Genomic DNA, 24,938 nt, shown 5'->3' with positions numbered 1-24,938 from the left:
AACATGAGAGCAATAAAATTTCTTTCATTCCTTTTTCTGATAAGCTATATAGCAAAGGCTCAGGATAAAACAGCTTCCAAGGTAGAAAAAGACACGATTCAAGAAACAAAAAAACTAACCATTAGTGATTCCAAGCAAGTTCAGCCAGCTAAAGTAATTATATGCGGACCTAACAGAGCTTCACTCATTCAAGTTTTATATGTTTTGGACGGAAAAATCATTGATAAAGAAAAGATTAGCAAAATTAAACCCGATGCTATTGAGTCTATGAAAGCATTACAACCAAATGAAGCTAAATTAATTTATGGAGACCAAGGAGCAAATGGTGCGATTGTCATAATTAGTAAAAAGAAGGCAGATTAAAGATGGTTTATTGAAGTTCTTTGTCTGATTGGGCAATTAGCAATTAATAAATATTGTATTACATTTGCGGCTTTATTTCTAAAACTTATTTTACACACGTATGAATCCTATTTTAAGCCAAAATCTATTTTTAGTAAAAGAACATGTTGGAATGTTCAAAGCCGCAAACAACTACGATATCTATCATCCAGAAACCAATCAAATCATCATGAACTGCCGAGAGAACAATCTTGGCTTCTTCACAAAAGTATTTCGTTTTACAGATTACAAAAGAGCAACTCCGTTTAATGTTGAAATTACAACTGCCTCTGGAGAAAAGTTAATTACAGTAAGAAGAGGTGTTGCCATCTTTAGATCTACTGTTGAAGTATTAGACGAAAAAGATCGTTTGATTGGAACTTTCAAACAGAAATTCTTTTCAATCGGAGGAAAATTTAACATCCTAGATAAAAATGAAAAACCTGTGGCTACTTTGCAAGGAAAATGGACTGGCTGGGATTTTAAATTCTCACACGAAAACAAGCAATTGGCACAAGTAAGTAAAAAATGGGCAGGATTAGGAAAAGAGTTTTTTACAAGTGCCGACAATTATGTGCTTCAAATTGAAGAAACAGTTGCTGCTGACAGTCCGTTGAGACAATTGATTTTAGGAGCTGTCATGTGTATTGATATGGTTCTGAAAGAATAACAAAAAGTTGTTAAACTTAGATTAAGAATACCTTTTAAAGCATCATTTTAGTTTTCAAAAGCTTATTTTTGTAAGACTTAAAATGATGCTTTCTGCATTTCTAAAAACACAATCATGACTGACTTAAAAAATAAAAATGCCTTTATTACCGGCGCAGGAAAAGGAATAGGAAAAGCTGTAGCAATTGCTTTGGCAAAAGAAGGTGTAAATCTAATTTTGGTCTCTAGAACCAAAAGTGATATTGATCAATTAGCAGAGGAAACTGCTAAATTGGGTGTAAAAACTCTGGCTTTGTCTGCTGATGTATCTGATATCAATTCTATAAATGCTGCTGCTGAAAAAGCAATCGCTGAATTTAAACACATCGACATTTTAATCAACAGCGCCGGAATTGCTTCTTTTGGAAAATTCTTAGAATTGGAACCAGAAGCTTGGGAAAGAATTATTCAGGTAAATTTAATGGGAACGTATTATACAACTCGAGCGATTATTCCAAACATGATCGAAAGACAAACTGGAGATATCATCAATATTTCGTCAACTGCCGGATTAAACGGAAATGCATTGACAAGTGCTTACAGCGCTTCTAAATTTGCTGTTTTAGGTTTAACCGATTCTTTAATGCAGGAAATGAGAAAACACAATATTCGAGTTACGGCGTTAACGCCAAGTACTGTAGCAACAGATATGGCAAAAGACTTAAACTTAACTGACGGAAACCCAGAAAAAGTAATGCAGTCTGAAGATATGGCAGATTTAATTATTGCACAGTTAAAATTAAACCGAAGAGTGTTTATCAAAAACAGCAGTATTTGGTCTACTAATCCTTAAAAAACAAATTCCATCCCGATAGCTATCGGGATGAAATTCCAAATTCCAATCTCATAGCATTTGGAATTTGGGATTTGATTTTTGGAGTTTAGTGTTTGGAATTTAATTATTGGAATTTCAAAAAAACATGATGGAACAATATTTAAGACAATTGGTCGAAATAGAATTTCAGGATAAAAAAGAAATCTTCAGCGGGTTTTTAATTGATTATTCTGATGATTGGATTTTGCTTCGAAATAATCCTGTAGATTTTGTTTTGGATGGTTTTGTTATCCTGAGAAATAAAAATATTGAAGCCGTAAACCGAGATCATGATCTAGCTTTTACAGAAAAAGTAATTCGTTTGAAGGGATTAAAAATTAATTCTGATGATATTATCCCAATCAAAGATTTAGGTTCGATTATTAATTACGTTTCAGAGAAATACGGCATTTTTCAAATTGCGAAAAAATCATCTAAATCTGCTTACTTAGGAAAACTAATAGCATTGAATGAAGAAGAACTGACTATAGATTTCTTAGATACAAGAGGTCAGTTTGGAGGAGAACTAGGTTTTAATCCAGAAAAAATTCGAGTTATAGAATTTGATACTGATTATATTAATTCTTTGAAATTGGTTGTTCAGGATAATGAGTAATTCTTATAAAACAAAAAAATCCCTTTTTTACGAAAAGGGATTTTTTTGTCATTTCGACCGAAGGGAGAAATCGCACTAGCAATTACGCATAGAAAATCTCCAATCTTTGTCGACAAACTAGTGTGATTTCTCCCTTCGGTCGAAATGACAATACTTTGTCTGTTTATTTTTTTTTAAGCTTCCGCCAGTTTATTCAAAAACTCTATACGAACACTTCCATCTTCATCAATCTTAGTTAAATTGATTTCTTGAAGCGTATTTACCAATTCAGGATTCCACGGTGTTTTTACTTTTACATAGTTTTCAGTAAATCCGTGAATGTATCCTTCTTTATTTTCACTTTCAAAAAGAACCGTTCTGTTGGTTCCTAATTGGCTTTCGTAAAAAGCTCGGCGTTTTTTTACTGATAAACCGCGTAGCATTTTACTGCGTTTAGCACGAACATTTGAAGGAACTACGCCTTCCATATCTGCCGCTTCTGTATTGTCTCTTTCTGAGTATGTAAAAACGTGTAGATAAGAAATATCCAAATCATTTAAGAAATGATAGGTTTCTAAGAAATGCTCATCTGTTTCTCCAGGAAAACCAACAATAACATCAACACCAATACAAGCGTGAGGCATTACTTCGCGAATTTTAGCAACGCGCTCCGTGTATACTTCTCGCAAATAACGGCGTTTCATTAATTTCAAAATATCATTGCTTCCTGATTGCAGCGGAATATGAAAATGCGGTACAAAAGTTCGGCTTTTAGAAACAAATTCGATTGTTTCATTTTTCAAAAGATTTGGTTCGATTGACGAAATTCGTAAACGCTCAATTCCTTCTACTTTATCCAAAGCCTGAACTAAATCTAGAAAAGTATGCTCGTGTTTTTTGTTTCCAAACTCCCCTTTTCCGTAATCACCGATATTTACACCCGTTAAAACAATTTCACGTATATTTTGAGCCGAGATTTCTTTGGCGTTTTTCAATACATTTTCTAAAGCATCACTTCTAGAAATTCCTCTTGCCAGCGGAATTGTGCAATAGGTACATTTATAATCGCAACCATCTTGAACTTTCAAAAATGCTCTAGTACGATCTCCAATAGAATAACTTCCTACATAGAAATCGGCTTCGGCAATTTCACATGAATGAACTTCACCCATATCATTTTTGCTCAAATCATGGATATAGTCTGTGATTTTGAATTTTTCTGTAGCTCCCAAAACCAAATCAACTCCATCAACTGAGGCTAATTCTTCTGGTTTCAATTGTGCATAACAACCAACAGCAGCAACAAAAGCTTTTTCGTTAAGCTTCATTGCTTTCTTGACAACCTGTTTAAATTGTTTATCGGCATTTTCTGTTACAGAGCAGGTATTAATCACATAGATATCTGCAACATCTTCAAAATCGACGCGGTCAAAACCTTCGTCATTAAAACTTCTGGCAATTGTAGAGGTTTCTGAAAAATTCAGTTTACAACCCAGCGTATAAAAGGCAACTTTTTTTCTATTTTCCATAATTTGTCTTAAATTGATGAAATCGTTGTCAAAAAATTTAAGGCTGCAAATTTACAAACAATATTCATCAAAAGAAAACAATTAATGCACTTCGAATCAATAATTTGAAGTAATATTAATTTTAGAAACATTTAAAAGTTAACCTTTTTTGTTTTATTTTTAAAAAGTAAAATTTTTCAATTTATCAGATTTTAGCATTCAGATAAGAATAAAATGACAAAATAATCGACTAAATGCAATTTTCATCGATTAAATACATTTTTATCGATTTTAAATTCAAAATTTCTTACATTTACCATTGTTATGAATCCAGTTGCCAATAAATTCATATTAAAGAATTTTAATAAGCTTTAATTAATTTAATAATAATTCAGGCATAACAATTTTGAATTTTACTCGTTATGTTGTTGTTTTGTGTTACAAAATGAAATGGGAAAGCCGAAAACCAAAGAGAGTAGGCAAAATTAAATTACAAATACCACGCTTTATGAAAGCATTTTTACCCACGATCTGCTTGATGTTCTTAACCCTATTTAGTTCGCAAGCGCAAACTAATACTCCAGCCGCAAATGCAAATCCATTTCCTACTATCAGTACATTGACGACTTGGGCGAGCTTTAACTCACAACAGCAATTTGATGTTGCTATTCGTGCTGTTGGGTTTAAGTTTGAAGTTAAAGAACCAGGTGAAGGATCTACAGCTTATACCTACATTCGTAAAGTAACTGTTAACGATGTAAACTATACGGATAGAATTGTATACAGAATTACAAACAATAATTCTGCAAGTATCATTTCTTTAGTAACTGCTTCTACTGATTTGGTTAGTTTATACACTCCACAATTGGCAAGCTTTAAAAACAACAACTGTAAAACTGAAATGTCTAAAGACAAAAATACAACTTGCAGCTGTTACGAAAGTGCAAATTTTGCAATCGATCTTTGCGACGAGCGTGTAAAATTAACTATGGGTGACGGAAATAAATACTTTGTTTCTGTAGCTAAAAAATAATTATAACTCTGATTTGTTTCCAAATCTTTACTGACTTTTAAGTATGTAAAGATTTGGAACACATTTCTTAGTTGGAGTTTGGATTTTTAAGTTCGTACCAAACCTCTAATTCTTCTTGATATTCGAAAGAATTCACAAAATGGAAACCTAGTTTTTCTAAAATCTTTCTAGAATTTTCGTTTCCTGCATCTGCATAAGCATACAGCATCTCTACTTTCATTTTGTTAAAGGCATGATCAATAAAAGCTTTTCCAGCTTCAGTAGCATAACCTTTTCCCCAATGCTTTTCGATAAAACGATATCCTAACTCATAAAAGTTTTTGTGGTTATTAACTTCGTCTGTAATAAATTTAATTCCAGACCAGCCAATAAATTCATTTGTTTCTTTGAGAACAACTGCCCATCGGCCTGTTCCAAGATCTTTGTATTGTTTTTGAACAAACTTGATGTATTCAATGCTTTCATCAATATGTTTTACGGGTCTATTTCCCACAAACAAATGCACATTCGGATTAGAATCCAATTCAAACATTCCTTCGGCATCTGAAAGCTCAAGTGGCCTTAAAATAAGACGTTCCGTTTCTATTTGATTCTTCATTTTAGTTTAGTTTAAAATAAAACGATTTACAACCTCAGCAACACCATCATCATTATTTGAAGCTACGATTAAATCGGCTTTGTCACGTAATTCGGGAGTCACATTATCAACCCAAACTCCTAAACCGGCATATTCAATCATTGTTAAGTCATTTCCGGCGTTTCCTACCGCGATAATTTCACTTTGATGAATTCCTAATTTATCAGCCAAAAACTTCAAACTTGCCGCTTTATCAATTCCTTGCTGTGCGGCTTCTAAGAAAAATGGCTTTGACATCGAAACGCTTAAATGTGGCATAGTATCTTTTAAATCATTTTCTAACGTTTTTAAATACGCTGGATCTTGCAACAAAATACATTTAACCGCTGGTCTGTCTACATAATCTTTAAAGCTTGAAACTTTATGATGCGCCATTCCTGTAATTTCTTTTTCGACTTCAATAAACTCAGAATCTGTTTCGCTAATGATTTGATCATCTAAATAGGTAATGATATGTGCATTTTTCTTCACACTATAATCATACAACGCATGAATTTGCTCTACAGTCAATTTCTGCTCAAACAAAACCAAATCGTCTTTAACACGACTAATTATCGCTCCATTGAACGAAATCATATACGAATCGTTCAAATCGAGTTTCAACTCTTTTGCGTAAGCTGTCATTGCCATAGTTGGTCTTCCTGAAGCCAAAACTACATAAACACCTTTAGCTTGTGCTTCTAATATTACTTTTTTATTTAAATCTGAAATTCTATGATCGTCTGTCAACAAGGTATCATCCATGTCGAGCACTAACATTTTGTATTGCATTTTTTTTTTAGTTTACAGTCGCAGTCACAGTTTTCAGTCACAGTTTACAATGAAAACTGAAAACTGCGACTGAATACTTTTTAAAGACTCATTCTAAAATTTTCTATAACAGGATTTGCTTTTGCAAAATCGGTTTCTTGAATAAAAACCTCAACTGCCAAATCTGTCTGTCCAAAACCTCCTAAACGTGCCGATTGAATATTATCTTTTTTAACTGTTTCTACTCCCGCTTCTTCTAATCTTTCCTGCAAAGCGATTGCTAATACTTCACTTCCCGAAAACACTTTCATTAATCCCATGACGTTATTTTTTTATATTTATTATTTTAAAATGATATGGAAATTTCTTTGGCAATTCGTCAAATTAAAAAGAATACCGCAATTATTTCCTCGGATACTCATAAGCTGCATTATAATCATTTCCTGCCCAGAAGAAAAATAAAAAAGCACCAGTGTTATCATAAGCTTCATTTACTAAAAGACCACCATTTTTACTCAAGCCAATTCTTCTCTTATTGCTTTGACATCCACCAAAAAGAAACGGAATGCCATTGCATTTTACGAACTTGTTATCGAGGTAAAACATTCCTTTTTTATATTTTCCAGAAAGCACCGTATCTTTAATAACAGCTCCTTTTTCGTAGACTTTTATGGATAATAAATTTTCATTTTGAAATTTAAGATTAATCAAACGATCAGTATTTTCAGTTTTTCTTTGATGCAAATTCTTTTTTGAGCTTAGATTTGGCGTTACCATAAATTGGTAAGCATTATTGTTGATTAATGTATCTGGAATTTTACTTTCTAAATCTAGCTCTTCCGGTTTATCATATCTATATTCTATTCCCGGATTAAGCGAATAATTTCCTTCAAGTCCAGAAATATCCTTACGCTCCAGCTTTTGCAATTCATTACGAAACGTCTTTTTTGAAAATCTGGCACAGCCCAAAAAACTTGCAGCAATAAGCATTGTAGTTAAAAAATATAGAGTATGTTTTCTCATTCAATGTTTATTACAAAATTCAAGTTTATTTCAAACATTCTTATTCCTCTTCTTCAATATCGTCTTCGTCTTCATCAAGTTCCTCTTCACCTTCTTCATCCATATCAAATAAATAAGGTTCGATCATGATTTTGTCTGCCAAAATTTCAATTCGTTCTGTCAGAGTTTCTGTAAAAATAATTCGCTGCACTTTGGCAATACTGTTTGAAATACGAGTGATTTTAGCATCATGACGTAATTTCAAAATCGGATCGGCATCGTCTATGATAAACATTTTAAGACGATTTACGTTGTAACCCGCTGTGCTAAACATATCGTTTAATTTCGTTGGTGTTCCAATTAAAACATCAATTCCTGTAGAAACATAGTTTTTATCGTAATCCATATCGCCTTTTTCGTTTACGCCATATACTTCCAAATTGGTATATTTCCCGTATTTCTCAAAAAGCGCAACCATTTCCAAAACCTTTGCTTTGTCTTCAACAATAATTAAAGCACGAGGCGATTCTTCTGTTTTTCCTGCTAATTGCTGAATTACATTCAATACAATTGTCGTAGTTTTTCCGCTTCCTTTTGGCGAAACAATTACACAGTCAGCACCACTTTTTATGGTTGAAAAAGTTTCCATCTGTAAAGCATTGGCTTCTGTCAGACCATTCTCAATTAAACCATCTTGTAATTTCTCGTTTATCTTTTTTAGTTTCATTTTTTTTTGAGCTTTAGGCTTTAGGCAATAAGCTTTAGGCCAAAATTATTTTGTTTTTTTTAGCCTAAAGCCTAAAGCTTAAAGCTTATTGCGCGAAGCATCTTACTTGCTTGCGAACATTTTTACATCTGTCTCAGAAATTTCGTTTCCTCCCAAAATGATTAATCTTTCTACCACATTTCGAAGTTCGCGAATGTTTCCTGTCCAGTCATACTCCTGTAATAATTTTATGGCTTGCGCCGAAAATGATTTAACCGCATTTCCTTGTTCTGAAGCTATTTTCTCCGTAAAATGAGAAATCAAAGCCGGAATATCATCGCGTCTTTCATTCAATGGCGGTACTTTAATTAAAATTACTGCCAAACGATGGTATAAATCTTCACGGAAACGTCCTTCTGCAATTTCTGTTTTTAAATCTTTATTGGTTGCAGCAACGACACGGACATCCACTTTTATGTCTTTATCAGCACCAACTCTAGTAATCATATTTTCCTGAAGTGCACGCAAAACTTTTGCCTGAGCTGACAGACTCATATCTCCAATTTCATCCAAGAAAATAGTTCCTTTATCAGCAGCTTCAAATTTTCCTGCACGATCTTTCACTGCCGATGTAAAAGCGCCTTTTACGTGTCCGAATAATTCACTTTCGATCAATTCGCTTGGAATCGCAGCACAGTTCACTTCGATTAAAGGAAAACTAGAACGCTCACTTTTTTCGTGTAGTTGATGTGCCACTAATTCTTTTCCAGTTCCGTTTGGACCTGTAATTAAAACTCTAGCTTCGGTTGGAGCCACTTTATCAATCATCACTTTTATATGATTAATCGATTCGCTGTCACCAATCATTTCGTAGTTCTTACTAACTTTTTTCTTTAGGATTTTATTTTCAACTACTAATTGTTTTTTGTCTAAAGCATTACGAACTGTATTGAGCAAACGGTTCAAATCTGGCGGTTTCGAGATGTAATCAAAAGCTCCTAAACGCATGGTTTGAATAGCCGTTTCCATGTCGCCGTGCCCCGAAATCATTACCATCGGAATTTCTGGTTTTATCTTTTTCACTTCTTCTAAAACCTCAACACCGTCCATTTTTGGCATTTTGATATCGCACAAAACCAAATCGTAATCGTTGTTTTTTATTTTTTCAAGTCCTGCAACTCCATCTTCTGCTTCATCAACCTGATACGAATCATTTTCTTCTGATAAAATTTTTACCAAAACTCTTCTGATTGCTGCTTCGTCTTCTACAATTAGTATTTTACTCATTCTTTTTAAAGATACTAAGATACTAAGATGCTAAGATTCTGAGTTTTTTTGCTAAAATCTTAGCATCTCAGAAACTTAGAATCTTAGAATCTCAAGTTAATATTTTAGCCACTTATACAATTCCTTCCAAGTCGGTTTTTTGCCGTACATTAAAATACCAATTCGGTAGATTTTGGCAGCGAACCAAACCACAAAGAAAAATGTAGCAAACAATAATGATACCGAAATTGCAATTTGCCACCACGGAACGCCAAACGGAATACGCATTAGCATTACAATTGGCGAGGTTAACGGAATCATCGAAAAGATAACCGCAACACTTCCGTGAGGATCATTTACTACAGTAAAAAATCCGATATAAACGCTTAAAATCAGAGGCATTAAAATTGGCAACAAAAACTGTTGAGAATCGGTTTGATTGTCTACAGCTGCTCCAATTGCCGCATAAAATGAGCTGTACAAAAAATATCCTCCAATAAAATAAATCACAAATCCGATTATAATGCTTGCAATTGGCAGATTCCATAATTCGGCAATATACATTTGCGCTGAACCTGAAAATTCATGCTGAGCCGCTTGCATCATTTCTGGAGAAATTCTAGCGGTTGGACCAACATTTACGCCAAAGAATGCCGAAGCGGCAAACATTAACCCTAAACCGATAATTGCCCAGATTACAAATTGCAAAATTCCTGCTAGTGAAGTTCCGACAATTTTTCCAATCATTAACTGAAATGGTTTTACTGATGAAATAATGATTTCGATAATACGATTTGTTTTTTCTTCGATTACACTTCGCATTACCATGTTTCCGTAAATGATAATGAACATCATAATCAAATAACCAAATGCACCACCGATTCCTATTTTAATTTCGTTTAATCCTTTTAAACTCTCTTCTCCAGAGGCTTTAACCAAATGAATATTTACATCTGACTGTGCTTTCTGAATCGCAAGAGTATCTAGTTTTGCTTCTTCCAGATTTAATTTTGTGATTTTATTTCCGATAATATCCTGAGTGTTTTCAATAAAAGAAATACTAGGACTATTGTTAGAAATAAATTCAATTTTACTTTCTAAATCTTTTCTATTTTCGGTTTTCGGAATAACAATTAATCCGCTGAAATTTTCTTTTGTAATACTGTCTTTTAAAGCATTTACATCAATTTCAGATAGATTGAGATATTTAAATTCTGCTCCCTTTTTATTTTCCTTTAAAAAATCTGAAGCAAAAAGTCCAGTTTCGTCATGAATCGCAATTCTTTTTGTTTCTGCTTTCATGGTACTCAAATACCCAATAAAAATAGCAATAGCCACAAATAAAAGCGGACTCAAGAAAGTCATGACAACAAAAGATTTATTGCGGACTTTTGCGATAAATTCTCTTTTTATAATCAACGAGATAATACTCATAAATAATTAATTTTCAAATTTTAAATCCCAAATTCCAATTTATAAGCTTGAAATTTGGAATTTCTATATTGGAATTTTTAAATTTTGTTTTCAGTAACCGTTTGGATAAAAATATCGTTTATACTCGGAATTTTTTCAACGAAGTGCGTTACTTGTCCGCGTTGCGTTAAGACATTCAATAATTCGTTTGGAGAAGCATTTCCGATCTGAATATTTAATTTTAAATCGTCATTTAATGATTTGAAGTTAGCAGGCGAAACAGTAAACTTCTGAGTGATATCGTACATTAATCCTTCAACATTATTGGTCAAAATTCCAACTTCGAAACTGTTAGTTCTAAATTGACGTTTTACATCTACGACTTTTCCTTCTATCAGTTTATTAGACTTATGAATTAAAGCGATATTTTCACAAAGTTCTTCTACGCTTTCCATTCTGTGAGTCGAAAAAATAATCGTAGAACCTTGCTCTTTTAATGCTAAAATTTCGTCTTTAATAATGTTTGCATTTACGGGATCAAATCCTGAAAACGGTTCGTCTAGAATCAGCAATTTTGGTTTATGCAATACACAAACCACAAACTGAATTTTCTGCGCCATTCCTTTAGAAAGCTCCTGAATTTTTTTATTCCACCAGCCTTGAATTCCTAATCGGTCAAACCAATAATCTAATTGTTTTTTAGCTTCAGCTTTAGAAAGACCTTTCATTTGCGCCAGATACAGACACTGCTCGCCTACTTTCATTGAACTGTACAGACCTCTTTCTTCTGGAAGGTAGCCAATTGTCTGCACATGTTTTGGCTGTAATCGTTCTCCATCCAAAATTACTTCGCCACTGTCAGGCATTGTAATTTGGTTTATAATTCTGATAAGGGAAGTTTTTCCTGCTCCATTCGGACCTAATAGCCCATATATACTGCCTTTTGGCACATTTAATGAAACTTCGTTAAGTGCTACATAGTCGCCATATTTTTTTATGACTTTATGTACTTCTAGTAAGTTACTCATGTTATTTTTAAGGATTTACTGCGTTGCTTCTCCCATTACGGTTCAGCGACTGTAAAAGTAAATAATTACTAGCGAATCTGTGTCATATTACGCAAAAAACCCATTCTATTTTATGCTAGAATGGGTTTTTGATTATTTATAGTATTTTAAAAAAGTTAAGATTATGAGAACATATCTTTTACTTTCTCAAAAAATGATTTCTCTGATTTCTCTGGACTTGGAGCAAAGTGCTCGTCTGTTAAAGCATTTTCAAAGAATTGTTTTTGCTCTTTATTTAAAGTTTTTGGAGTCCAAACATTTACGTGAACCAATAAATCTCCGCTTCCGTAACCGTTTAAACTAGGAATTCCTTTTCCTTTCAATCTTAAGATTTTTCCAGATTGAATTCCTTCTTCTAGTTTGATACGCACTTTTCCGTTGATTGCTTCAATATCTTTTGAAGCTCCTAAAACTGCTTCTGGGAAACTGATATACAAATCGAAGTGAACGTTTTCACCTTCACGCTTCAAGAATTCGTGCTCAATTTCTTCAATAGCTACAATTAAATCACCTGGAATGCTGTTTCCTGGAGCATCGTTACCTTTGTTGGCAACTTTCAACTGCATTCCGTCAACAACTCCCGCAGGAATTTTGATTGATACTGTTTCGTCTTCTTGAACCATTCCTTGAGCATCTGCCTCCGACGGTTTTTTATCTAAAATCTGACCAGAACCACCACAAGTAGGACAAGTAGATGCAGATTGCATTCTTCCTAAAATGGTATTGGTTACACGCATTACTTGTCCTTGACCATTACAAGTCGTACAAGTTTTATACGTTACACCTTTTGCCTGAACTTTACGTTTTACTTTTACTTTTTTCTCAACTCCATTTGCAATTTCTTCTAAAGTCAATTTTACTTTAATTCGAAGATTGCTTCCTTTCGCGCGGCGAGGACCTCCACCTCCGCCTCCGAAACCGCCAAATCCACCTCCGAAAATATCACCAAACTGGCTGAAAATGTCATCCATATTCATACCTCCGTGACCGCCAAATCCGCCAGAACCATCAAATGCTTGATGACCATACTGATCGTATTTTGCTTTTTTCTGCGGATCACTTAAAACTTCATAAGCTTCTGCCGCCAATTTGAAGTTTTCTTCTGCCTCTTTGTCGCCTGGATTTTTATCAGGGTGATATTTTAAAGCACTTTTTCTGTACGCTTTTTTTATTTCGGCAGCATCAGCATTTTTTGAAATGCCAAGTATTTCGTAAAAATCTTTTTTCATAATTTAGGTTAAATTCCAAATCTAAAATTCCAAATTTCAATTTTAAAAAAACTAAATTTCAGAATCTTAATTGCTTTTAGTTTCCAACTACAACTTTAGGGTAACGAATAATTTTGTCTCCTAATTTGTATCCTTTTTCAATAACATCAACAATTTTCCCTTTTAATTTGTCAGACGGAGCTGGAATTTGGGTAATTGCTTCAGCAATATCAGCATTGAAAGCATCTCCTGCTTGAATTTCAACTTGCTCTAAACCTTTAGAAACTAAAGTGCTTTTCAATTTTTCGTGGATCAACTCAACACCTTTTTTCAAATTCTCATCCTCAGATTTGTTGATCTCTACTGTCGCTCTGTCAAAATCATCTAAAACTGGAAGCATAGCCAACAAAACTTCTTGGTTTGCTGTTTTAAATAATTCAAGACGCTCTTTTGAAGTTCTTTTTTTGTAATTTTCAAATTCAGCAAATAATCTCAAAAACTTATCTTTTTCGTGAGCCAAGTCTTTAGCTAATTGCTCCTCAACACTTAATTCTTCAACAATTAACTGTTCTCCGTTGGCATTGTTCTCTAACGTTACATCATCTAATTCCTGATCGAATTCTGTATTTTCCGTAGTCATATTACTTTTATTTTTAAAAATATTTTTAAACTTCATTTTTATTTCTTTCTGTTGGATTGCAAAAGTACTGCCAAATCTTATAAAATGTCAAATTGTCACTTTATTAATTATGAGACATTTAAAAAACATAATTGCACAGAAAAAATTTATTATAATTTTAAGACTATTACGTTTTAGTTTATCTTATCTTTGAGGCCAATAAAACATAAATTATTACCACCAAAAATTGAATTTAAGGGTTGGCTTTGGCCTCTAAATAATTATTAATTCAAGTTTACCTTATATTAAAAAAAGCTTCGCCTATAGAGACGAAGCTTTTTTTTATGCTTTCAATGACGGGTTGTCATTTTATATTTTTGCACGGGCGGAGGGATTCGAACCCCCATCAACGGTTTTGGAGACCGCTATTCTACCCTTGAACTACGCCCGTAACTTAAGGTTGGCAAATTAAGAGTTTTTTTTCTTCACCAGCAACTATTTCATGAAGAGATTTTAAAAGAAAACCCTTTAAATCTGCGGAATCTAAAGCAAAAACTTTTGTTCCAGACAGTTACTTCATAAAATATTTTTTAATATTTCACGCAGATTTAAAAAGATTTAGACAGATTAAAGGAGATTTCTTCAATATAAAAATCAAACTAAATTTGCTCGAATCTCTATAATCTGCGTGAAACAAAAATTTAATTATGCCTGTAAAGCATTCTTCAATCCTTCAAAATCAACAGAAACCTGCTCTCCTGTCACTAAATTTTTAAGCGCATACGAATTTGAATTAATTTCCTGATCTCCAACCAACACTGCAAACGGAATCAAACGTTTGTCTGCATACTGAAATTGCTTTCCAACTTTCACATTATCAGGATATAATTCTACTTTTATATTTTCTTTTCTCAATTTCTGAATTGCCTGCGAAGCGTACAAAGCTTCTTTGTCTCCAAAATTTAAAAATATTGCTTTTGAAGTAGCCGCTACCGTTTCTGGAAATAATTGCAATTCTTCTAAAACCAGATAAATTCGATCTAATCCAAAAGAAATTCCGACACCGCTCATATTTTTCAATCCGAAAATACCCGTCAAATCGTCGTATCTTCCACCGCCGCCGATAGAACCCATTGCAACTGTTTTTGGAGCTGCAACTTCAAAAATAGCTCCTGTGTAATAATTTAAACCACGCGCTAATGTCACATCCAAATCTAAAGTTGCCGTCGACAAACCTAAATCGGCCACATTGTCGCAAATAAATTTCAATTCTTCAACACCTTTCATTCCTTCTTCAGAAGATGCCAATAAGTCTGAAAGCTGTTCAATTTTGTCTGCAAAAGTTCCCGAGAAACTGAAAAGTGGCTGCACTTTTACCAACGCTTCTTCAGAAATTCCTTTTTCGATCATTTCTTTTTTAACGCCGTCTTCTCCAATTTTATCCAATTTATCAAGAGCAACTGTAAAATCAATTAATTTATCTGAAGCGCCAATAACCTCAGCAATTCCAGATAAAATTTTTCTGTTATTGATTTTAATTGTAACGCCTTCTAAACCTAACGAGGTAAAAACAGTATCGTACAATTGAACCAATTCTACTTCCTGCCAAAGTGATTTTGAACCCACAACGTCGGCGTCACATTGAAAGAATTCTCTAAAACGTCCTTTCTGCGGATTATCTGCTCTCCAAACCGGCTGGATCTGATATCTTTTGAATGGAAATTCAATTTCACTTTGGTGCTGTACCACGTATCTTGCAAACGGAACAGTCAAATCATAACGCAAAGCTTTCTCAGAAATTTTTCCTGTGAATTTATTTAATTCGATTCTTTGCTCTAAAGTTATTTTTTCAGCAGAATTCAGCTGTAATTCTTCGATTGATTCTGGCAATTCAATTTTACTTTTATTGTAGAAAAAATTACCTGAATTTAAAATTTTAAAAATCAGACGATCTCCTTCTTCTCCATATTTCCCCATCAAGGTATCTGAATTTTCAAACGAAGGCGTTTCGATTGGCTGAAAACCGAATTTCTCGAAATTAGCTTTTATAGTCTGAATAATATATTGACGTTTTGACACCTCAGCTGGTGAAAAATCTCTTGTTCCCTTTGGTATACTTGGTTTTGAAGCCATCTTTTTTTATTTTAGATTGTTGATTTTAGATTTTAGATTTCCTTTGAAAACTAAAAGCCTAAAATTCTTTGACATTATTTCTTTTAATTTTAAGCGAATGCAAATATCTTACTTTTTAAAATAAATAATAACACTTGGAAAACAAACTTGTAACAAAAACCGTATTTTCGTGACAAATTGGTCATGATGCTAAAATTATTTAAAGAAAATATCCGAATTGCTTTTGGTTCTATCAAAACACAAATTCTGCGTACTATTCTTACCGTTTTAATTATTGCTATCGGTATTACGGCTTTGGTTGGCATCTTGACCGTGGTTTCTGCTTTAGAAAATACTATTTCTACCGATTTTGCTTCTATGGGAGCGAATACTTTTAACATCAATCAATACGAAAATAAAGTTCGAAACCGTGGCGGAAGAGAACGAGAAGTCATCAATCCGATAATTTCGTATCCGGAAGCGGTGGCATTCAAAAACAAATACAAATATCCGTTTACCGAAACTTCTTTGTCTTTTACTGCAACTACAACAGCAGAAGTAAAATATTTAGGCGAAAAAACAGATCCCGAAATTACCATTGTTGGAGTTGATGAACATTTTATTACCAATTCAGGATTGGAAACCAGTTTAGGAAGAAGTTTTAATCAGTTTGATATTGAAAACAACACATATTCGTGCATTGTAGGTTCTGATTTTGAAAAAGGACTTTTGAAAGATGTTAACCCAATTGACAAAGTAATTTCTATTAGGGGCGCACGATTTAAAGTAATTGGAGTTCTGAAAGAAAAAGGCTCAACATTTGGAAACAGCCAGGATTTACGAGTTTTAATTCCGATTCAAGTGGCAAGATCTTTATTTACAGCTCCAAATATCAATTACACTATTAGCGTTATGGTTTCTAAAAAAGAAGTTTTAGACGAAGCCATAGATAATGCGACCAGCACTATGCGAAGAGTCCGCAAATTGAGCCCTGTTCGAGACAACAATTTCGGCGTAGTTCGAAGCGATGATTTGATTAACCGTATTCTAAGCATCACTCAATATCTAGGAATAGCAGCTTGGACTATTTCTGTCATCACTATTTTAGGATCGTCAATCGCTTTAATGAATATTATGATTGTTTCGGTTACAGAACGTACCCGCGAAATTGGTGTCCGTAAAGCTTTGGGAGCCAAAAGATCAACTGTTGCTTTTCAGTTTTTTATCGAAACTTTATTGATTGGACAAATTGGAGGTTTGGTTGGAATTATTTTAGGAATTCTGCTTGGCTTTGCAATTGCAACTGCAATGAGTTTTTCTTTTGTAATTCCTTGGATGGCGATTTTTGCCGCTTTTGCAACAAGTTTTTGCGTAGCAATAGTTTCTGGTTTATATCCAGCTATTAAAGCATCAAAATTAGATCCTATTGAAGCGTTGCGCTACGAATAACTTCATACTCACTTTCCTGCAAGGTTTCACCTTGTAAGTTTAAACTATAGATATTTAAAAAAAGACCTACAAGGTTTTTGAAACCTTGCAGGAAATCATACGATCGTTATCGTAAATATCTTTTCTAAGCTCCACGTTTTCGAAACTCATACTTTCCAGCAAATCAATCATTTCTTTTCCAAGATATTGATTGATTTCAAAATATAGTTTTCCGTTTTTCAGAAGTCCGTTTTGTGCCAAGGAAGCAATTTTTCTATAAAAAATAAGTGGATCATTGTCTTCTACAAAAAGCGCCAAATGCGGTTCGTAATCCAGAACATTCTTTTTTATTTCTATTTTTTCCAAATTTCGAACATATGGCGGATTGGAAACGATGATATCGAACTGACAGGTAAATTCTTCTGTTTCTAAAATATCCAAAAACATAAAAGTCACATCAGCATCATTCCTAACTGCATTTCTTTTTGCTGTTTCAATCGCTTTTTTAGAAACATCAACACCAAAAACTTCAGCATTCGGGAGATTTTTCGCCAACGAAATGGCAATACAACCCGTTCCTGTTCCGATATCGAGAATTCTTATTTTTTTATTCTTATCTGGACTTACATTTTCATTAATAATCCATTCGACTAATTCCTCAGTTTCTGGCCTCGGAATTAAAACATTTTCATTTACCTCAAAATCCAAACCATAAAAGTTTGTTTTCCCAAGCAAATATTGAATTGGAACTTCTTTCTTAAGCTGTTTTAGCAATTCGTCCCATATCATAAAATCATTTTCTTCAAATACCAATTCATGATTTAAGGCTAAATCAATTTGGCGAAGTTTATGTTTATCTTCTAGAATTAAATAAAAAAAGCTCTCTGCTTCGTACGCATCGTAAAAAGGAGATAATTCTTTAATAAACTGAGTACGATATTGTTTAATTTTCATTTTTATTTTTTGAGCATTTTACATCAGCCGAAACTGACATTTATCTTTCAATAAGTCTTGTTTGTTTAAATTTGTTACTTTAAAGTTACAAAACTTTTAGCATCCAAACAGGACAAGAATTATGCCCAGTACATCCCATTGGATCATCTAAATACTCAAAACCCGATTTTTTATAAAGTTTTTGTGCGGCATGCATAAATGGCATGGTTTCGATATAGCATTTTTTAAAACCAAAAGCTCTAGCCTTTTCCAAACATTTTTCCATCATTTGAGTTCCAATTCCTAACCCTCTTGTTTTTGGAAGGAAATACATTTTCTGCAATTCGCAAATTTCAGGATCTCCATTTTCTAAAGGCGCGATTCCCGCACATCCAACAATTTCTCCATCATTTTCTACAACAAAATACACCGATTGGGGTTTATTATATTCTTCAAACATTAAATCTAGATAAGGATCTTCGTATGCGGTTCCTACTTTTGGAATTTCCATTTCATCAAAAACCGAACGTATCAAACTCGCAACTGCCTGATTGTCTTCTTCTTTAATTTCTCGTATAAGCCAATTTGCCATTTTTTTATTCTAAATCATTATAAATACAAAAGTAAATATACTTTTTCTATAGTTCCTTAACTTAGTGATAAACTCAAAAATAACTACTTTTGCACTGTGAATATACATGAAAAATATATAAAACGCTGCATCGAACTAGCACAAAATGGACTTGGAACAACGTATCCGAATCCGATGGTGGGCAGTGTGATTGTTTATGATGGACAGATTATTGGAGAAGGCTGGCATAAGAAGGCTGGTGAGCCACATGCAGAGATAAATGCGGTGAATTCTGTAAAAGATAAATCATTGCTAAAAAAGGCCACAATTTATGTAAGCCTAGAACCTTGCAGTCATTTTGGCAAAACTCCTCCTTGCTGCGATTTAATAATTGCAAATGAAATTCCGAATGTAGTTGTAGGCACGGTTGACCCGAATGAAAAAGTAGCTGGAAAAGGAATTTTAAAATTAATTGAAGCAGGCGCAAATGTTACGGTTGGAGTTTTAGAAGATGAATGCAACGAACTGAATAAACGCTTTTTTACTTTTCATCAGAAAAAGAGACCTTACGTAATTTTAAAATGGGCAGAAAGTCAGGATGGTTTTCTGGCTCCAGAAAAAGAAATCGATCAAGAACGCAAACCAGTTTGGATTACAAATCAATATTCGAGGCAATTAGTGCACAAATGGCGAACTGAAGAACAAGCTATTTTGGTTGGAACACAAACCGTAGTTGATGACAATCCGAAATTAAATGCCAGAGATTGGGATGGAAATAATCCGACAAGAGTTGTTATAGATCGAAACAATAGAATTGATCCAAATAGTTTTATTTTTGATGATACTGTGAAAACTATTATTTTTTCTAGTGAAACAGAAAATTCATCAAAAGAAAACACACAATTTGAGGCAATTGATTTCAGCATAAATATTGTGCCTCAGATTTTAGATGTTTTATACCAAAATCAAATTCAATCTGTAATTATTGAAGGCGGAAGACAAACGCTTCAATCTTTTATCGATGAAAATCTTTGGGACGAGGCACGAATTTTTATTGGAAAAACAAGTTTTGAAAAAGGAACGAAAGCTCCAAATATTTCAAGAAAAAACAGCATCAAAACCAACATTTTAAGCGACGAACTAATACAGATTAAAAATCATGATTAATGCGATAATTTTTGACTTCGGAGACATTTTTATCAATTTAGACAAACCTGCCACAATTTCTGGTTTACAAAAATTAGGAATGAAGGAGTGGAATAATGAATTTGAACAATTAAATCTTTCTTTTGAAGTAGGCGCTATTTCTCCAGAAGATTTCATCGGCGGTTTTCAAAAACAATTGCCAAATGCTTCAAAGGAAGATATTCTAAAAGCTTGGAATGCTGTTTTGGCAGATTTTCCATTTTATCGTTTGGAATTTCTTCAGGAATTATCAAAAAAATACCGATTGTTTCTGTTAAGCAATACCGATTCTATTCACATCAATACATTTGAAGAAAAAAGTGGCGTTTCTTTTTATAAGGATTTTTATGACTGTTTTGAAAAAGTATATTTTTCTTTTGATATCGGAATGAGAAAACCAGATCCGAAAATTTATCAGTTTGTTCTTGAACAAAACAATCTAGTTGCTGAAAACACCTTATTTATTGACGACAAGACAGAAAATACAGATAGCGCCGCGGCTTTAGGAATCAAAGTTTGGAATCTTCAAGTTGGGAAAGAAGATGTGGTCGATCTTTATAAAAAAAATATACTTTAAGAATACTGCTTTTGGAAATTAACGATACTTATCAAACTATTGCGGCTGCATCTGAAGAAATACTGTTTAAGGAAAAAGGCAGTAAATTCTTTGGTTATGCTTTTCCAATAGATCACGAAGATGAAGTAAAGCCCATTATTGAAGAGCTAAAAAAGCAGCATCCGCATGCGGTGCATTATTGCTATGCGTACCAATTGGGTGTGGGAAATAAAATTTCGTATCGCGCCAATGATGATGGCGAACCAAGCAACACGGCTGGAGCACCAATTTATGGCCAAATACAATCTTTTGGATTAACTAACGTTCTAGTTGTAGTTGTTCGTATTTTTGGCGGAGTAAAATTAGGCGTTGGCGGTTTAATTTCGGCATATCGAACAACTGCACAACAGACTTTGGAAATTTGTGAAATAGTTGAAAAAACTATTGACGTCGAGTTTTTAATTTCATTTGATTACAAAAACATGAATAAAGTAATGCGAGTGATCAAAGAAAAAAAATTAGAAATCGTATCTCAGGAAATGGAAATGGATGAAGTTTCTGGATTGCCAATTGGTAAAATTGTGACAAAAACGAGAAAAAAAAATGCCGAAACGATCTTCAGCATTTTTGATTTAATGTTCGAAATTGATATTAAAATTATATAATTTAACATCAAAATGAAGGCAGTTTTAACACTTTTCTTCAAGTGATTTGAATATGTCTAAAATGTATTCTGGAGGAGCTGTTGGACGACCCGTTTTTAACGCAACAAATACTAAAATAAACGTTGCCGTTGTTAATAACTCATTTGCTTCATTAAAGATTGCGCAGTCAAATTCGATCTTAACAGAAGAGTGACTTTTGAATGTGGTGTGAATTGTCAAAAGTTCGTCGTAGCGCGCCGATTTTTTGTAGTTGATATTCATGTTGACAATTGGAAGGCCAATTCCGCTTTCTTCCATGCTTTTATACGAAACCCCTTTATTTCTAAGCCATTCCACGCGTCCTATCTCAAAATAAGGCACATAATTTCCGTGATAAACGACTCCCATTTGGTCAGTTTCTGAGTAACGAACTCGTACTTGAGTCTGGTGATTTTTCATTTATAAAATATTAAAAAAATTCGAATTTAAAAAGGCTCTTTACAACTTTTTTTTATAAAATTAGATACCAAAATATTTTTTTTTACAGAAATTTGTTCACATATTTGTTATCCCGAAATACGGAATAAAATTGCTCCATTTTTATTAGGAGAATCTTTATAACAATAATAAAAATTTATCTGAATCTATGACTAAAACTGCTCAATCGGTATGGGAAAACTGTTTGTCCTTTATAAAGGATAATATTCAAGACCAAGCATATAAAACTTGGTTCGAACCAATCAAATCAGTTGAGCTAACCGATAACGCATTATACATTCAGGTTCCGAGTAAATTTTTCTACGAATGGCTCGAAGAGCATTACGTAAAATTATTGAAAGTTGCGCTTACCAAAGAACTGGGAAAAAACGCAAAGTTACTCTATAAAATTAAAATGGAGAACACTTATGGCAATAAACAGCCGTTTACCGAGCAGCTGCCAAGTGCCAACAGAGTGCCAATGAAACCGCAAGAAGTTGACGCTCCGTTTAAAAACTTAAATCCTGAACTTAAAAATCCTTTTGTAATTCCTGGAATTAGAAATTTAAAAATTGAGTCTCAGTTAAATCCAAACTACAGTTTTGACAATTTCTTAGAAGGAGATTCAAATAGATTAGCTCGTTCTGCTGGTATGGCAGTTGCCAACAAACCAGGAGGAACTTCATTTAATCCGTTATTGATTTTTGGAGGAGTTGGTTTAGGAAAAACACACTTAGCGCATGCTATAGGTGTAGAAGTAAAAGATAAATATCCAGAAAAGACCGTTTTATATATTTCTGCTGAGATTTTCACACAGCAATACATTGATTCTGTAAAAAAGAATAATCGTAATGACTTTATTCATTTTTATCAGCTAATCGATGTTTTGATTATTGACGATGTTCAATTCTTATCTGGAAAATCAGGAACGCAAGACGTATTCTTCCACATTTTCAACTATTTGCATCAAAACGGAAAACAAGTAATCTTGACTTCTGATAAAGCTCCTGTTGATATGCAGGATATCGAGCAAAGATTATTATCTCGTTTCAAATGGGGATTGTCTGCAGAATTGCATCAGCCTGACTACGAAACTCGTATCTCAATCTTAAAAAATATTTTATACCGCGATGGTGTAGAAATGCCAGAAGATATTTTAGAATACGTTGCCCGTAACATCAAAACAAACGTAAGAGAACTTGAAGGAGCTATTATTTCATTGATCGCTCAGTCTTCTTTCAACAAAAAAGAAGTTACGATTGAACTCGCAAAAAGCGTTGTAGAGAAATTTGTCAAAAATGTTAAGAGAGAAATCTCTATCGATTATATTCAAAAAATTGTTTCAGACTATTTCCAATTAGACATTGAAACACTTCAATCTAAAACCAGAAAGAGGCACGTTGTGCAAGCAAGACAATTAGCTATGTTCTTTGCTAAAAAATTCACTAAAGCTTCTTTGGCCAATATTGGTTCGCAAATTGGAGATCGTGATCACGCAACTGTTCTTCACGCTTGTAAAACAGTCGATAACTTAGTTTCTACAGACAAACAATTTAAAAAGTTTGTTGAAGACATCAATAAAAAACTAACGCTTTAAGACGCGCCATGCCTGTAAAAATCTTAATGGTTTGTTTAGGAAATATTTGCAGATCTCCTTTAGCAGAAGGGATTTTGGCCTCTAAGCTTCCTGAAGACAAATTCTTGGTAGATTCTGCAGGAACAGGTTCTTGGCATATTGGCCATTGCCCTGACAAACGCTCTATTGAAGTTGCCAAAAAATACGGAATCAATATCGGCGAACAAAAAGGAAGACAAATAAAAGTTTCCGATTTTGATGAGTTTGATTATATCTATGTAATGGATAATTCGAATTTTCGCGATGTTATTCATTTAGCCAAAACTCCAGAACACAAAAATAAAGTCCGTTTGATTTTAAACGATTTATTTCCAGACGAAAATGTAGATGTTCCTGACCCGTATTATGGTTCTGCCAACGGTTTTGAAAACGTTTACAAAATGCTGGACGAAGTGACTGATTTAATTGCAGATCAGCTTCTTAAAAAACACTCCTAATTCGATTCAATTGTTTCTAAAAAAGAGATAATTGAATTTTTTAATTTTAAACAAAAGCACATGAAATCTTTCGGAAAATTATATCTAATTCCAACAACAATGGGCGAAAGCGATCCGATGGATGTTTTACCTCAAACCGTTAGAAGAACGATAGAAGTTATCGACCATTATATTGTTGAAAACGACAAAACTGCAAGAAAATCTATAAAAGCCGTTTATCCAGAAAAAAAGCAATCTGAACTGGTTCTTTTTACTTTAAACAAAAGAACAGAAACCAGCGAACACAATGATTTCATTAAACCTTTGCTGGAAGGAACAAATATGGGATTAATGAGTGAAGCAGGCTGTCCTGGCGTTGCCGATCCTGGTGCTGCAATTGTGAAATTGGCGCACGAAAAAGGAATACAGGTTGTGCCTTTGGTTGGACCATCTTCTATCCTATTGGCCATGATGGCTTCTGGAATGAATGGCCAGAGTTTTACTTTCAACGGATATTTGCCAATTGATAAAGACGAGAAAAAATCGGCAATTCGTCATTTTGAGAAATTATCTTATGATAAAAATCAATCTCAACTATTTATTGAAACTCCATACAGAAACAATAAACTGATTGAAGATCTTTTGCAGATTTTAAGTCCGGCAACTCATCTTTGTATTGCAGCAGATATTACTTTGCCAACAGAATTCATAAAAACGATGAAAGTTTCTGATTGGAAAAAATTAAAAATCGACATTGATAAACGTCCTGCGATTTTTATTATTCATAAAATGTAAGCTAACCTTAAAACCACCTTATGAAAAAACTTTTAATCTTAATCATTATTTTTTGCTCTCAAAATATATTTTCTCAAACAAAAACAAAAGATTCTTCAAATAAAACACCTTCTAAGAATACCGAAGAAATACCTTATATACCTATCGGAGTGGTCGTAGAGGAAGAAAACCCTGTATACAACACAGCTGGCATAGAAGTAAAACCTGAATTTCCTGGCGGAGTAGACGCAATGAACGCCTTTATAAAACAAAATTTCAAAAGCAGTAAGGAAGGCTTAAAAGGAAGAATATATGCCACTTTTATTATTGAAAAAGATGGATCGTTAAGCGATATTAAAATCTTAAGAGACCTTGGATATGAAACAGGTGCCGAAGCTATCAGAGTTTTAAAACTATTTCCTAAATGGAATCCAGGAAAACAAAATAATAAAATTGTTAGAGTTCTGTATTCCATTCCTATGACAATCAATTAAGTTTA

General features: G+C 33.6%; 28 protein-coding genes and 1 tRNA gene. 13 read left to right on the top strand and 16 right to left on the bottom strand.

The genetic code is table 11. The features are described 5' to 3' along the window. Nucleotides 1-3: 3 nt before the first annotated feature. From NU08_RS00220 to NU08_RS00205, 4 genes are all read left to right on the top strand, one after another. Nucleotides 4-363, top strand: a complete 360-nt coding sequence (locus NU08_RS00220) for a hypothetical protein (RefSeq protein WP_119792632.1) — start codon at nt 4-6, stop codon at nt 361-363. Nucleotides 364-463: 100 nt separating this feature from the next. Further along, on the top strand, nt 464-1,051 hold the full coding sequence (locus NU08_RS00215) for a phospholipid scramblase-related protein (RefSeq protein WP_129745024.1): 588 nt from the start codon (nt 464-466) through the stop codon (nt 1,049-1,051). 114 nt (nt 1,052-1,165) lie between these two features. Beyond that, complete coding sequence (locus NU08_RS00210) at nt 1,166-1,882, top strand: 3-ketoacyl-ACP reductase (RefSeq protein WP_129745022.1); 717 nt, start codon at nt 1,166-1,168, stop codon at nt 1,880-1,882. A 130-nt stretch (nt 1,883-2,012) separates the two neighbouring features. Then, nucleotides 2,013-2,519, top strand: coding sequence for a hypothetical protein (locus tag NU08_RS00205; RefSeq protein ID WP_129745756.1), 507 nt, complete (start codon nt 2,013-2,015; stop codon nt 2,517-2,519). A 173-nt stretch (nt 2,520-2,692) separates the two neighbouring features. Here NU08_RS00205 and mtaB read toward each other — a convergent pair whose 3' ends face one another. Beyond that, the gene (gene mtaB / locus NU08_RS00200) at nt 2,693-4,027 is read right to left on the bottom strand and encodes a tRNA (N(6)-L-threonylcarbamoyladenosine(37)-C(2))-methylthiotransferase MtaB (RefSeq protein WP_129745020.1); all 1,335 of its coding nucleotides are present in this window, start codon (nt 4,025-4,027) and stop codon (nt 2,693-2,695) included. Nucleotides 4,028-4,514: 487 nt separating this feature from the next. On the opposite strand from mtaB, the gene NU08_RS00195 reads away from it, so the two are divergent. Beyond that, nucleotides 4,515-5,039, top strand: coding sequence for a hypothetical protein (locus NU08_RS00195; protein WP_129745018.1), 525 nt, complete (start codon nt 4,515-4,517; stop codon nt 5,037-5,039). Between the two features lie 67 nt (nt 5,040-5,106). Here the strand turns inward: NU08_RS00195 and NU08_RS00190 are convergent, their stop codons facing one another. From NU08_RS00190 to hisS, 12 genes are all read right to left on the bottom strand, one after another. Then, nucleotides 5,107-5,637 (bottom strand): GNAT family N-acetyltransferase, encoded by a 531-nt coding sequence (locus NU08_RS00190; protein ID WP_129745016.1) that lies wholly within the window; start codon nt 5,635-5,637, stop codon nt 5,107-5,109. Between the two features lie 6 nt (nt 5,638-5,643). Then, nucleotides 5,644-6,447, bottom strand: coding sequence for a Cof-type HAD-IIB family hydrolase (locus NU08_RS00185; RefSeq protein ID WP_129745014.1), 804 nt, complete (start codon nt 6,445-6,447; stop codon nt 5,644-5,646). Between the two features lie 80 nt (nt 6,448-6,527). Further along, nucleotides 6,528-6,746, bottom strand: a complete 219-nt coding sequence (locus tag NU08_RS00180) for a putative signal transducing protein (RefSeq protein WP_111363916.1) — start codon at nt 6,744-6,746, stop codon at nt 6,528-6,530. A gap of 82 nt (nt 6,747-6,828) precedes the next feature. Further along, entirely contained in the window at nt 6,829-7,449 is a 621-nt protein-coding gene (locus tag NU08_RS00175; RefSeq protein WP_129745012.1) for a hypothetical protein, read from the bottom strand. 40 nt (nt 7,450-7,489) lie between these two features. Next, nucleotides 7,490-8,155, bottom strand: coding sequence for a DEAD/DEAH box helicase (locus NU08_RS00170; protein WP_129745010.1), 666 nt, complete (start codon nt 8,153-8,155; stop codon nt 7,490-7,492). Nucleotides 8,156-8,257: 102 nt separating this feature from the next. Further along, a complete protein-coding gene (locus tag NU08_RS00165; protein WP_129745008.1) occupies nt 8,258-9,421 on the bottom strand; it encodes a sigma-54-dependent transcriptional regulator in 1,164 nt (387 codons plus the stop codon). 96 nt (nt 9,422-9,517) lie between these two features. Continuing rightward, on the bottom strand, nt 9,518-10,834 hold the full coding sequence (locus NU08_RS00160) for an ABC transporter permease (RefSeq protein ID WP_129745006.1): 1,317 nt from the start codon (nt 10,832-10,834) through the stop codon (nt 9,518-9,520). Between the two features lie 77 nt (nt 10,835-10,911). Further along, nucleotides 10,912-11,841: an ABC transporter ATP-binding protein gene (locus tag NU08_RS00155; protein ID WP_129745004.1), complete on the bottom strand. Its 930-nt coding sequence runs from the start codon at nt 11,839-11,841 to the stop codon at nt 10,912-10,914. Between the two features lie 161 nt (nt 11,842-12,002). Beyond that, nucleotides 12,003-13,109, bottom strand: a complete 1,107-nt coding sequence (dnaJ, locus tag NU08_RS00150; protein WP_111363908.1) for a molecular chaperone DnaJ — start codon at nt 13,107-13,109, stop codon at nt 12,003-12,005. A gap of 76 nt (nt 13,110-13,185) precedes the next feature. Further along, nucleotides 13,186-13,764 carry a nucleotide exchange factor GrpE gene (locus NU08_RS00145; protein ID WP_129745002.1) on the bottom strand — a complete coding sequence of 193 codons (579 nt, stop codon included), beginning with the start codon at nt 13,762-13,764 and terminating at the stop codon, nt 13,186-13,188. A 323-nt stretch (nt 13,765-14,087) separates the two neighbouring features. After that, nucleotides 14,088-14,158: transfer RNA gene (locus NU08_RS00140), tRNA-Trp, on the bottom strand. A gap of 254 nt (nt 14,159-14,412) precedes the next feature. Beyond that, nucleotides 14,413-15,840: a histidine--tRNA ligase gene (gene hisS / locus NU08_RS00135; RefSeq protein WP_129745000.1), complete on the bottom strand. Its 1,428-nt coding sequence runs from the start codon at nt 15,838-15,840 to the stop codon at nt 14,413-14,415. A 183-nt stretch (nt 15,841-16,023) separates the two neighbouring features. On the opposite strand from hisS, the gene NU08_RS00130 reads away from it, so the two are divergent. After that, complete coding sequence (locus NU08_RS00130; protein ID WP_165352380.1) at nt 16,024-17,268, top strand: ABC transporter permease; 1,245 nt, start codon at nt 16,024-16,026, stop codon at nt 17,266-17,268. Between the two features lie 66 nt (nt 17,269-17,334). On the opposite strand, the gene prmC is transcribed toward NU08_RS00130, so the two are convergent. Together prmC and NU08_RS00120 are read right to left on the bottom strand one after the other, a co-directional pair. Beyond that, nucleotides 17,335-18,201 (bottom strand): peptide chain release factor N(5)-glutamine methyltransferase, encoded by an 867-nt coding sequence (gene prmC / locus NU08_RS00125; RefSeq protein ID WP_129744999.1) that lies wholly within the window; start codon nt 18,199-18,201, stop codon nt 17,335-17,337. Nucleotides 18,202-18,286: 85 nt separating this feature from the next. Further along, nucleotides 18,287-18,772, bottom strand: coding sequence for a GNAT family N-acetyltransferase (locus NU08_RS00120; RefSeq protein ID WP_129744997.1), 486 nt, complete (start codon nt 18,770-18,772; stop codon nt 18,287-18,289). 96 nt (nt 18,773-18,868) lie between these two features. Between NU08_RS00120 and ribD the strand changes: the two genes are divergently transcribed. The 3 genes from ribD to NU08_RS00105 are packed head-to-tail and all read left to right on the top strand — an operon-like array spanning nt 18,869 to nt 21,157. Next, nucleotides 18,869-19,918, top strand: coding sequence for a bifunctional diaminohydroxyphosphoribosylaminopyrimidine deaminase/5-amino-6-(5-phosphoribosylamino)uracil reductase RibD (ribD, locus tag NU08_RS00115; RefSeq protein ID WP_129744995.1), 1,050 nt, complete (start codon nt 18,869-18,871; stop codon nt 19,916-19,918). After that, a complete protein-coding gene (locus NU08_RS00110) occupies nt 19,911-20,513 on the top strand; it encodes an HAD family hydrolase (protein WP_008467985.1) in 603 nt (200 codons plus the stop codon). The genes ribD and NU08_RS00110 overlap by 8 nt, the downstream gene beginning before the upstream one ends. A gap of 11 nt (nt 20,514-20,524) precedes the next feature. Continuing rightward, a complete protein-coding gene (locus tag NU08_RS00105) occupies nt 20,525-21,157 on the top strand; it encodes an IMPACT family protein (protein ID WP_129744993.1) in 633 nt (210 codons plus the stop codon). Between the two features lie 24 nt (nt 21,158-21,181). Here NU08_RS00105 and NU08_RS00100 read toward each other — a convergent pair whose 3' ends face one another. After that, nucleotides 21,182-21,595 carry an acyl-CoA thioesterase gene (locus NU08_RS00100; RefSeq protein WP_129744991.1) on the bottom strand — a complete coding sequence of 138 codons (414 nt, stop codon included), beginning with the start codon at nt 21,593-21,595 and terminating at the stop codon, nt 21,182-21,184. A 187-nt stretch (nt 21,596-21,782) separates the two neighbouring features. On the opposite strand from NU08_RS00100, the gene dnaA reads away from it, so the two are divergent. Genes dnaA through NU08_RS00080 form a run of 4 tightly spaced genes read left to right on the top strand, consistent with a single transcriptional unit; the run spans nt 21,783 to nt 24,933 of the window. After that, nucleotides 21,783-23,210, top strand: coding sequence for a chromosomal replication initiator protein DnaA (dnaA, locus tag NU08_RS00095; RefSeq protein WP_008467978.1), 1,428 nt, complete (start codon nt 21,783-21,785; stop codon nt 23,208-23,210). 8 nt (nt 23,211-23,218) lie between these two features. Beyond that, nucleotides 23,219-23,686, top strand: a complete 468-nt coding sequence (locus tag NU08_RS00090; protein ID WP_129744989.1) for a low molecular weight protein-tyrosine-phosphatase — start codon at nt 23,219-23,221, stop codon at nt 23,684-23,686. A 60-nt stretch (nt 23,687-23,746) separates the two neighbouring features. Then, a complete protein-coding gene (locus tag NU08_RS00085) occupies nt 23,747-24,460 on the top strand; it encodes an SAM-dependent methyltransferase (RefSeq protein ID WP_119792665.1) in 714 nt (237 codons plus the stop codon). A gap of 20 nt (nt 24,461-24,480) precedes the next feature. Then, the gene (locus tag NU08_RS00080) at nt 24,481-24,933 is read left to right on the top strand and encodes an energy transducer TonB (protein WP_129744987.1); all 453 of its coding nucleotides are present in this window, start codon (nt 24,481-24,483) and stop codon (nt 24,931-24,933) included. Nucleotides 24,934-24,938: the final 5 nt, after the last annotated feature.

The organism is Flavobacterium anhuiense (genome assembly GCF_004151235.1).
Classification (GTDB): Bacteria; Bacteroidota; Bacteroidia; order Flavobacteriales; family Flavobacteriaceae; genus Flavobacterium; species Flavobacterium anhuiense_A.
The sequence above is the reverse complement of the archived record's forward strand: the minus strand, read 5'-3'. Positions and strand labels throughout refer to the sequence as shown.

Coding starts and splice junctions, on each gene's coding strand:
- NU08_RS00130 (WP_165352380.1), top strand. CDS start 16,024: ATGATGCTAAAATTATTTAAAGAAAATATCCGAATTGCTTTTGGTTCT.
- NU08_RS00215 (WP_129745024.1), top strand. CDS start 464: ATGAATCCTATTTTAAGCCAAAATCTATTTTTAGTAAAAGAACATGTT.
- dnaA (WP_008467978.1), top strand. CDS start 21,783: ATGACTAAAACTGCTCAATCGGTATGGGAAAACTGTTTGTCCTTTATA.
- NU08_RS00155 (WP_129745004.1), bottom strand. CDS start 11,841: ATGAGTAACTTACTAGAAGTACATAAAGTCATAAAAAAATATGGCGAC.
- NU08_RS00185 (WP_129745014.1), bottom strand. CDS start 6,447: ATGCAATACAAAATGTTAGTGCTCGACATGGATGATACCTTGTTGACA.
- dnaJ (WP_111363908.1), bottom strand. CDS start 13,109: ATGAAAAAAGATTTTTACGAAATACTTGGCATTTCAAAAAATGCTGAT.
- NU08_RS00210 (WP_129745022.1), top strand. CDS start 1,166: ATGACTGACTTAAAAAATAAAAATGCCTTTATTACCGGCGCAGGAAAA.
- NU08_RS00170 (WP_129745010.1), bottom strand. CDS start 8,155: ATGAAACTAAAAAAGATAAACGAGAAATTACAAGATGGTTTAATTGAG.
- NU08_RS00090 (WP_129744989.1), top strand. CDS start 23,219: ATGCCTGTAAAAATCTTAATGGTTTGTTTAGGAAATATTTGCAGATCT.
- NU08_RS00110 (WP_008467985.1), top strand. CDS start 19,911: ATGATTAATGCGATAATTTTTGACTTCGGAGACATTTTTATCAATTTA.
- NU08_RS00180 (WP_111363916.1), bottom strand. CDS start 6,746: ATGGGATTAATGAAAGTGTTTTCGGGAAGTGAAGTATTAGCAATCGCT.
- NU08_RS00175 (WP_129745012.1), bottom strand. CDS start 7,449: ATGAGAAAACATACTCTATATTTTTTAACTACAATGCTTATTGCTGCA.
- NU08_RS00220 (WP_119792632.1), top strand. CDS start 4: ATGAGAGCAATAAAATTTCTTTCATTCCTTTTTCTGATAAGCTATATA.
- prmC (WP_129744999.1), bottom strand. CDS start 18,201: ATGAAAATTAAACAATATCGTACTCAGTTTATTAAAGAATTATCTCCT.
- NU08_RS00080 (WP_129744987.1), top strand. CDS start 24,481: ATGAAAAAACTTTTAATCTTAATCATTATTTTTTGCTCTCAAAATATA.
- mtaB (WP_129745020.1), bottom strand. CDS start 4,027: ATGGAAAATAGAAAAAAAGTTGCCTTTTATACGCTGGGTTGTAAACTG.
- NU08_RS00145 (WP_129745002.1), bottom strand. CDS start 13,764: ATGAAGTTTAAAAATATTTTTAAAAATAAAAGTAATATGACTACGGAA.
- NU08_RS00165 (WP_129745008.1), bottom strand. CDS start 9,421: ATGAGTAAAATACTAATTGTAGAAGACGAAGCAGCAATCAGAAGAGTT.
- NU08_RS00120 (WP_129744997.1), bottom strand. CDS start 18,772: ATGGCAAATTGGCTTATACGAGAAATTAAAGAAGAAGACAATCAGGCA.
- NU08_RS00195 (WP_129745018.1), top strand. CDS start 4,515: ATGAAAGCATTTTTACCCACGATCTGCTTGATGTTCTTAACCCTATTT.
- hisS (WP_129745000.1), bottom strand. CDS start 15,840: ATGGCTTCAAAACCAAGTATACCAAAGGGAACAAGAGATTTTTCACCA.
- NU08_RS00160 (WP_129745006.1), bottom strand. CDS start 10,834: ATGAGTATTATCTCGTTGATTATAAAAAGAGAATTTATCGCAAAAGTC.
- NU08_RS00190 (WP_129745016.1), bottom strand. CDS start 5,637: ATGAAGAATCAAATAGAAACGGAACGTCTTATTTTAAGGCCACTTGAG.
- NU08_RS00085 (WP_119792665.1), top strand. CDS start 23,747: ATGAAATCTTTCGGAAAATTATATCTAATTCCAACAACAATGGGCGAA.
- NU08_RS00205 (WP_129745756.1), top strand. CDS start 2,013: ATGGAACAATATTTAAGACAATTGGTCGAAATAGAATTTCAGGATAAA.
- NU08_RS00100 (WP_129744991.1), bottom strand. CDS start 21,595: ATGAAAAATCACCAGACTCAAGTACGAGTTCGTTACTCAGAAACTGAC.